This is a genomic window from Microbacterium sp., from assembly GCF_047606385.1.
GTDB lineage: Bacteria > Actinomycetota > Actinomycetes > Actinomycetales > Microbacteriaceae > Microbacterium.
Genome location: NZ_JASGEL010000101.1, coordinates 1 through 6,426, shown reverse-complemented (window position 1 = coordinate 6,426; position 6,426 = coordinate 1). Strand labels below are relative to the sequence as shown.

6 protein-coding genes are annotated in these 6,426 nt (G+C 72.0%); 1 reads left to right on the top strand and 5 read right to left on the bottom strand.

Annotated elements, in window-relative coordinates:
- Positions 1–540 (top strand): TCP-1/cpn60 chaperonin family protein (locus tag QM626_RS09995; RefSeq protein WP_415076547.1); only part of this gene is annotated, 540 nt, incomplete at its 5' end.
- Between the two features lie 64 nt (positions 541–604).
- Here the strand turns inward: QM626_RS09995 and QM626_RS09990 are convergent.
- From QM626_RS09990 to QM626_RS09970, 5 genes are all read right to left on the bottom strand, one after another.
- Positions 605–892, bottom strand: coding sequence for a WXG100 family type VII secretion target (locus QM626_RS09990; RefSeq protein WP_415076545.1), 288 nt, complete (start codon positions 890–892; stop codon positions 605–607).
- A 233-nt stretch (positions 893–1,125) separates the two neighbouring features.
- Positions 1,126–2,880, bottom strand: coding sequence for an ATP-binding protein (locus QM626_RS09985; protein ID WP_415076543.1), 1,755 nt, complete (start codon positions 2,878–2,880; stop codon positions 1,126–1,128).
- 9 nt (positions 2,881–2,889) lie between these two features.
- Complete coding sequence (locus QM626_RS09980) at positions 2,890–3,576, bottom strand: response regulator transcription factor (protein ID WP_415076541.1); 687 nt, start codon at positions 3,574–3,576, stop codon at positions 2,890–2,892.
- 120 nt (positions 3,577–3,696) lie between these two features.
- Positions 3,697–5,358 (bottom strand): DNA repair helicase XPB, encoded by a 1,662-nt coding sequence (locus tag QM626_RS09975; protein WP_415076539.1) that lies wholly within the window; start codon positions 5,356–5,358, stop codon positions 3,697–3,699.
- A 40-nt stretch (positions 5,359–5,398) separates the two neighbouring features.
- Positions 5,399–6,426 (bottom strand): helicase-associated domain-containing protein (locus tag QM626_RS09970; protein ID WP_415076537.1); only part of this gene is annotated, 1,028 nt, incomplete at its 5' end.

Here is a 6,426-nt window from a genome sequence, read left to right as displayed (position 1 = left end):
GAGAAGCTGCAGGAGCGCCTCGCCAAGCTCGCCGGCGGCGTGGCCGTCATCAAGGCGGGCGCGGCCACCGAGGTCGAGCTCAAGGAGCGCAAGCACCGCATCGAGGACGCCGTGCGCAACGCGAAGGCGGCCGTCGAGGAGGGCATCGTCCCCGGCGGTGGCGTCGCGCTGATCCAGTCCGGCAAGAACGCCCTCGGCTCGCTCGAGCTCAGCGGCGACGAGGCGACCGGCGCGAACATCGTCAAGGTCGCCATCGAGGCCCCGCTCAAGCAGATCGCCCTCAACGCGGGTCTGGAGCCGGGCGTCGTCGCGAACAAGGTCGCGGAGCTGCCGGCCGGCCACGGCCTGAACGCCGCGAGCGGCGAGTACGTCGACCTGTTCGCCGCGGGCATCATCGACCCGGCCAAGGTCACCCGCTCGGCGCTGCAGAACGCGGCCTCGATCGCCGGCCTGTTCCTCACCACCGAGGCGGTCGTGGCGGACAAGCCGGAGAAGGCCCCGGCCGCTCCCGCCGACCCGTCCGGCGGCATGGACTTCTGAGTCCGTTCCCACGCCCGGAAGCCCCGGCCCGCACGGGCCGGGGCTTCCGGCGTCTCCGGCATGCTCACCGGAACAGCGAGGTGTTCGCCTGCTCCACCTCCAGGTACTGATTGCCGGCGGCGGTGAGCGCCGCGCCGATCTGCGACAGCGACTCCTCGACCTGCTGCTGCGTCGCGCGCCAGCCGTCGACGGTGCCCTGGAACATGCCGGCCGCGGTGCCGGTCCACTGCGACTGCAGGCTCGTCAGCTGCGCCAGCAGCGCGCCGGACTCGGCCTGCAGCCGTTCGATCGTGCCGCGTATCGCGGCGGTGGCGGCGAACACCGCGTCGGAGTCGACGGAGAACACGGCCATGGATGCTCCTTTCCTCGGATCTCCCACGCTAGGGATGCCGCGACCGCGCGCCGTCACCACATCCGGCATCGGTGGACAACACCCCGTCCGCACCCCGCTGTGGAGAACCGGGCGCGGCTCCGCATCGACGCGATATGGCGCCAGTTCCTGTGCATGGCGCCTGTAGTTTCTGCAGCCATGCGCAGGAACTGGCGCCAAACGGGGCGGGGAAAGCAGGAGGGGTGGAGGTGCGGTCAGTCGAGGTCGAGCCGCGGCAGCGGCTGCGTCTCGATCATCAGGTGGGCCGCGGCGTCCTGATCGACCGCCAGCGGCAGCGACACCCGGAACGTCGCCCCGCCGCCGGGGGTGTCGACGACCGACACCTCGCCGTGCAGGGCGTCCACGAGGGCCGCGACGATCGACAGGCCGAGGCCGGAGCCGCCGGTCTCGCGGGTACGCGAGGTGTCCGCACGCCAGAAGCGCTCGAAGATCTGTGCGCGGATCTGCTCGGGCACCCCGTCGCCGTGGTCGACGACGTCGATCCAGCCGCGGCGCCTCGTCTCGTCCGTGCCCACGCGCAGCTCGATCGGCGCGTCCGACGGCGAATAGCGCTGCGCGTTGCCCAGCAGGTTCGCGACCACCTGACGGACGCTGTTCTCCTCGGCCATGACCACCGGCGGCATCGCCGGCACGGCCAGCAGCATCGGCGGCAGCGGCTCGACCTCGCCGGTGTGCTCGCCGCGCGGCCGGCGCCGCAGCCGCGACGCGAGGTTGATCGCCGCGGTCGGCACCGCGCCGCGGCGTCGCGGCTGCGTCGGACTGGGCTGGGTGGGCGTCGGCTCCGCCGCGACCGTGTCGACGGGCGGCGGCATCCGGACCATGGCCGTCGTGTCGGTCACGGTGACGACACGGGCCGGGGACGCCGCGCGCACGTCCATCGCGGCGTCGCGGGCGATCGGGCGCAGATCGAGCGGGGCCAGCACGAGGTCGCGCCGTTCGTCGAGCCGGGCGAGGTGGAGCAGATCCTCGACCATGGTGGTCATCCGGATCGCCTCCTTCTCGATCCGCTCCATCGCCTGGCCGGTGGCCTCGGCATCCGGGATCGCGCCCATCCGGTACAGCTCGGCGTAGCCGCGCACGGTCACCAGCGGCGTACGCAGCTCATGGCTCGCGTCGCCGATGAAGCGGCGCATCTGCCGCACCGTGGCGTCGCGCTGCGACAGCGCCGCGTCCACCCGCGCCAGCAGGGCGTTGATCGCGCGTTTCAAGCGGCCGACCTCGGTGGTCTCGGGTTCGAGGTCGGTCAGGCGCAGGCTGAAGTCGCCCGCCGCGATCGTGTCGGCGGTGCGCTCGACCTGCGTGAGACTGCGGAAGGTCAGCGTCACCGCCCAGCGCACCAGGAAGGCGCTGGCGATGACGATGACGAGCGCGAGCAGGGTGTAGATGCCGAGATAGGTCGCCACGACCCGTTCGGTCGCCGCGGTGGAGATCGCCACCACCTGGGTGTACAGCACGTTGGTGCCGGACACCGGGGTCACCACGGTCGTCGCCCGGAACGTGCCGTCGGGGTCGCCCTGCAGATCGAAGACCTCGAGCTGCCGCGAGTAGGCGACGTCCAGCGCGAAGGTGGCGGGGAAGTCGGGGGATGCCGTCGCGTCGTTGCCGCTGGCGGTGACCACCCGTTCGCCGGTCGCGCCGCTGTAGATCGCCACCGAGTACGAGACGCCGACGGCATCCTCCTTCGGGGTGAACGTGATCGTGCCGTCGGACTCGACGGTGGTGGTCACCAGCGCGTTCGCGATGGAGGACTGCGCGACCTGGGTGAGGTTCGTGTCGACGTTCGCGAGCAGCGTCGTGCGCAGGAACACCATGGTGCCCAGACCCGCCGCGAGCAGCCCGATCACGAGCACGCCGACCGTGACGCCCGTGACCTTCGCGCGCAGGCTGATGCTGCGCCAGGCGCGGGTCAGGCCGTCAGGGGAGGCGTGACGCGGTTGCGGCTGCGACATCGCGCGATGTCACTTGCCTGCCTTGAGCATGTAGCCGAATCCGCGCTTGGTCTGGATGAGCGACTCGGTCGAGTGCGGGTCGATCTTGCGGCGCAGGTAGGAGATGTAGCTCTCGACGATGCCGGCGTCCCCGTTGAAGTCGTACTCCCAGACGTGGTCGAGGATCTGCGCCTTGCTCAGCACGCGGTTGGGGTTGAGCATCAGGTAGCGCAGCAGCTTGAACTCGGTGGGGCTGAGCTCGATCTGCGCGTCGCCGACGAAGACGTCGTGCGTGTCCTGGTCCATCGTGAGCTCGCCGGTGCGGATGACCGACTCCTCGTCGGCCTGCATGGTGCGGCGCAGGATCGCCTGGATGCGGGCGACGATCTCGTCGAGGGAGAACGGCTTGGTGACGTAGTCGTCACCGCCGGCGTTGAGGCCGGTGATCTTGTCCTCGGTCTCGTCCTTGGCGGTGAGGAACAGGATCGGCGCCGTGTACCCGGCTTCGCGGAGACGCTTGGTGACGCTGAAGCCGTTCATGTCGGGCAGCATGACGTCGAGCACGATGAGGTCGGGTTCCTCCTCGAGCACGGCCGAGATGGCTCCTGCTCCGTTGCCGACGGCACGGACCTGGAAGCCGGCGAACTTCAGGCTCGTCAGCAGCAGGTCGCGGATGTTCGGCTCGTCGTCCACGACGAGGATGCGCGGTGCGGTCATGGCCCCCATTATGGTCGCTGCACGCTATTTGTCGGCTGAGCGGCGCGAGACTTCGCATATGTCACGAAAACGGCCCGGGATCGTGACATATGCGAAGCCTTGCGGGGAGGGGCGGGGACCTCAGGCGGCGGGAGCGGCGAGCTGGTCGGCATCCAGGATCGTGTAGCTGTACCCCTGCTCGGCGAGGAAGCGCTGCCGGTTCTGCGCGAAGTCCTGGTCGACGGTGTCGCGGGCGATGAGCGTGTAGAAGCTCGCGGTGTGGCCGTTCGACTTCGGCCGCAGCAGGCGGCCGAGCCGCTGCGCCTCCTCCTGGCGCGACCCGAACGAGCCGGACACCTGGATCGCCACCGACGCGTCCGGCAGGTCGACCGAGAAGTTCGCGACCTTGGAGACCACCAGCAGCGGCACCTCGCCGGTGCGGAACGCCCCGAACAGCTGCTCGCGCTCGTCCACCGGCGTCGCCCCCGTGATCTTGGGGGCGTCCAAGGCGTCGGCCAGCTCGTCGATCTGATCGAGGTACTGGCCGATCACGAGGATCTGCTCCCCGGTGTGGCGCTGCGCGAGCGAGCGCACCACGTCGATCTTGGCCGGCGCGGTCGCCGCCAGCCGGTACCGCTCCTCGTCGGCCGCCGCCGCGTACTCGAGCCGGTCGCCGGCGGGCAGGTCGATGCGCACCTCGTAGCAGGCGGCCGGGGCGATGAACCCCTGCGCCTCGATCTCCTTCCACGGCGCGTCGAAGCGCTTGGGACCGATGAGGCTGAACACGTCGCCCTCCCGACCGTCCTCGCGCACGAGCGTCGCGGTCAGGCCCAGCCGGCGCCGGGCCTGCAGATCGGCGGTGAGCTTGAACACGGGTGCCGGCAGCAGATGCACCTCGTCGTAGACGACCAGGCCCCAGTCGAGCGCGTCGAGCAGGGCGAGATGGGCGTATTCGCCGCGGCGCTTGGCGGTGAGGATCTGGTAGGTCGCGATCGTGACCGGCTTGACCTCCTTGACCTGCCCGGAGTACTCGCCGATCTCCGCCGCCGTCAGCGACGTGCGCGCCAGCAGCTCGTCGCGCCACTGTCGGGCGCTGACCGCGTTGGTCACCAGGATCAGGGTGGTCGTCTGGGTCGCCGCCATCGCCGCGGCCCCGACCAGGGTCTTGCCGGCGCCGCAGGGCAGCACCACGACCCCGGATCCGCCGGCGCTGAAGGTGTCGACGGCCTTGCGCTGGTACGGGCGCAGGTGCCAGTCGTCCTCCTCCAGGGCGATGGGATGCGGCGTGCCGGCCGTATAGCCGGCCACGTCCTCCGCCGGCCAGCCGATCTTCAGCAGCTCCTGCTTGATCGCGCCGCGCGCCCACGCGTCCACGACGAACGCGTCGGGGGAGGGGTGGGCGATCAGCAGCGGCTGGATGCGCTTGTTGCGGGCGACCTCGGCGAGCACGGCGGCGTCCGTCGAGCGCAGCAGCAGCGCCTGCTCGTCGTCGCCGTACGCGCCGCGTTCGATCACCAGCCGCCCGTACCGGGCGACCGTCTCACGGATGTCGGTGGACACCGAGGCGGGGACCGGGAACCGCGACCAGCGATCGAGGGTCGCGAGCATGTCGCCTGCCTCATGCCCCGCCGCGCGGGCGTTCCACAGCCCGAGCCGGGTGATGCGGTAGGTGTGGATGTGCTCGGGGGCGCGCTCCAGCTCGGCGAACACCGCGAGCTCGTGCCGGGCGTTCTCGGCCTCGGGGTGGGCGACCTCGAGCAGGACCGTGCGATCGCTCTGGACGATCAGGGGGCCGTCGGACATAACCGACGATTCTACCGTGCGCGGCGATGCCCCCGGCCGGTCAGACGGGCCGCACCGACTCGATGCTGGTCACCGGGAGCGTGCGCTCCACGTCCGCGTGCCGGTCGCGGCCACGTAGCCGGCCGCCGCCGAGCCCCGTCGCCTCGAGCAGGAACGCACGGGTCGAGGCGTCCGGCAGCCGCACGGTGACCTCGATCACGGCGCGGGAGCGCACGGCCTGCTCCAGCTCGCGGCCGAGCCAGGCCGACTCCGCGTCGGGGCCGGCGCCCGCGCGCAGGTCGGCGATCAGACGCGCGAAGCGCTCCTCGGGCGGAAGCGGCGGCGTGAACCGCGTGCCGGCGCGACGGGCGGGCGCGCGGAGGGCGCCGCCCGCATCCACCGCCACGACCGGGTAGCGCGCGTCGGCGAGACTCCAGTACACGGTCTCGGCGCTCGCCCGGGACACCAGCGTGCCCTCGTGCGCCACCAGCCCGACCGGACGCAGCGCCTGGTCCACGCCGGCCGCGGCGAGCAGGTCGGCGTCCTCGCTGGTGACCACGGTGCGGCCGGTCTCCGCGTCGACTCCGACACGGATGAGCCCGTGCCGCGCCGTCGCCCGGTCGATGAGATAGGCCAGCGGCTGCGGGATGCCGGTCAGCGACAGCTCGCCGAGGAACGCGCGCAGCGACTCGGCCGTCTCGCCGGCGGCGACCGCCGCGGCGACCGACTCGGCGCTGAACCGGTAGGTGGAGGCCTGTGCCCGGCTCTCGCGCGCGGCCATGGTGCGCAGCCGCCGCTCGAGCGCGGGCTGCAGCGGGCCCGGGGCGATGGCGGTCAGGTCGGCCTGCAGGTAGACGCGGTCGATCTCGCCCGGCAGCCGCGGCAGGAGCAGCTGCACCTCGGCGGTGCCGTGCTCGCGCAGGCTGCGGCTCCAGCCCGGCTCGGTGTCGTCGTCCGCGAGCAGCCCGAGGCGGCGGGCGCGCCGATGCAGCAGGGCCGCGCGCTGTGCCCAGTCGGGGTCCAGGGGGAACGCGGCAGGCCAGGACGCTGCCGGCACATGGCCGCCGCCGGGCGTGCGCAGCCCGGCGG

Excerpts from the sequence above, each read along its gene's own strand:
- QM626_RS09990 (WP_415076545.1), bottom strand. The coding sequence starts at position 892 with ATGGCCGTGTTCTCCGTCGACTCCGACGCGGTGTTCGCCGCCACCGCC.
- QM626_RS09985 (WP_415076543.1), bottom strand. The coding sequence starts at position 2,880 with ATGTCGCAGCCGCAACCGCGTCACGCCTCCCCTGACGGCCTGACCCGC.
- QM626_RS09980 (WP_415076541.1), bottom strand. The coding sequence starts at position 3,576 with ATGACCGCACCGCGCATCCTCGTCGTGGACGACGAGCCGAACATCCGC.
- QM626_RS09975 (WP_415076539.1), bottom strand. The coding sequence starts at position 5,358 with ATGTCCGACGGCCCCCTGATCGTCCAGAGCGATCGCACGGTCCTGCTC.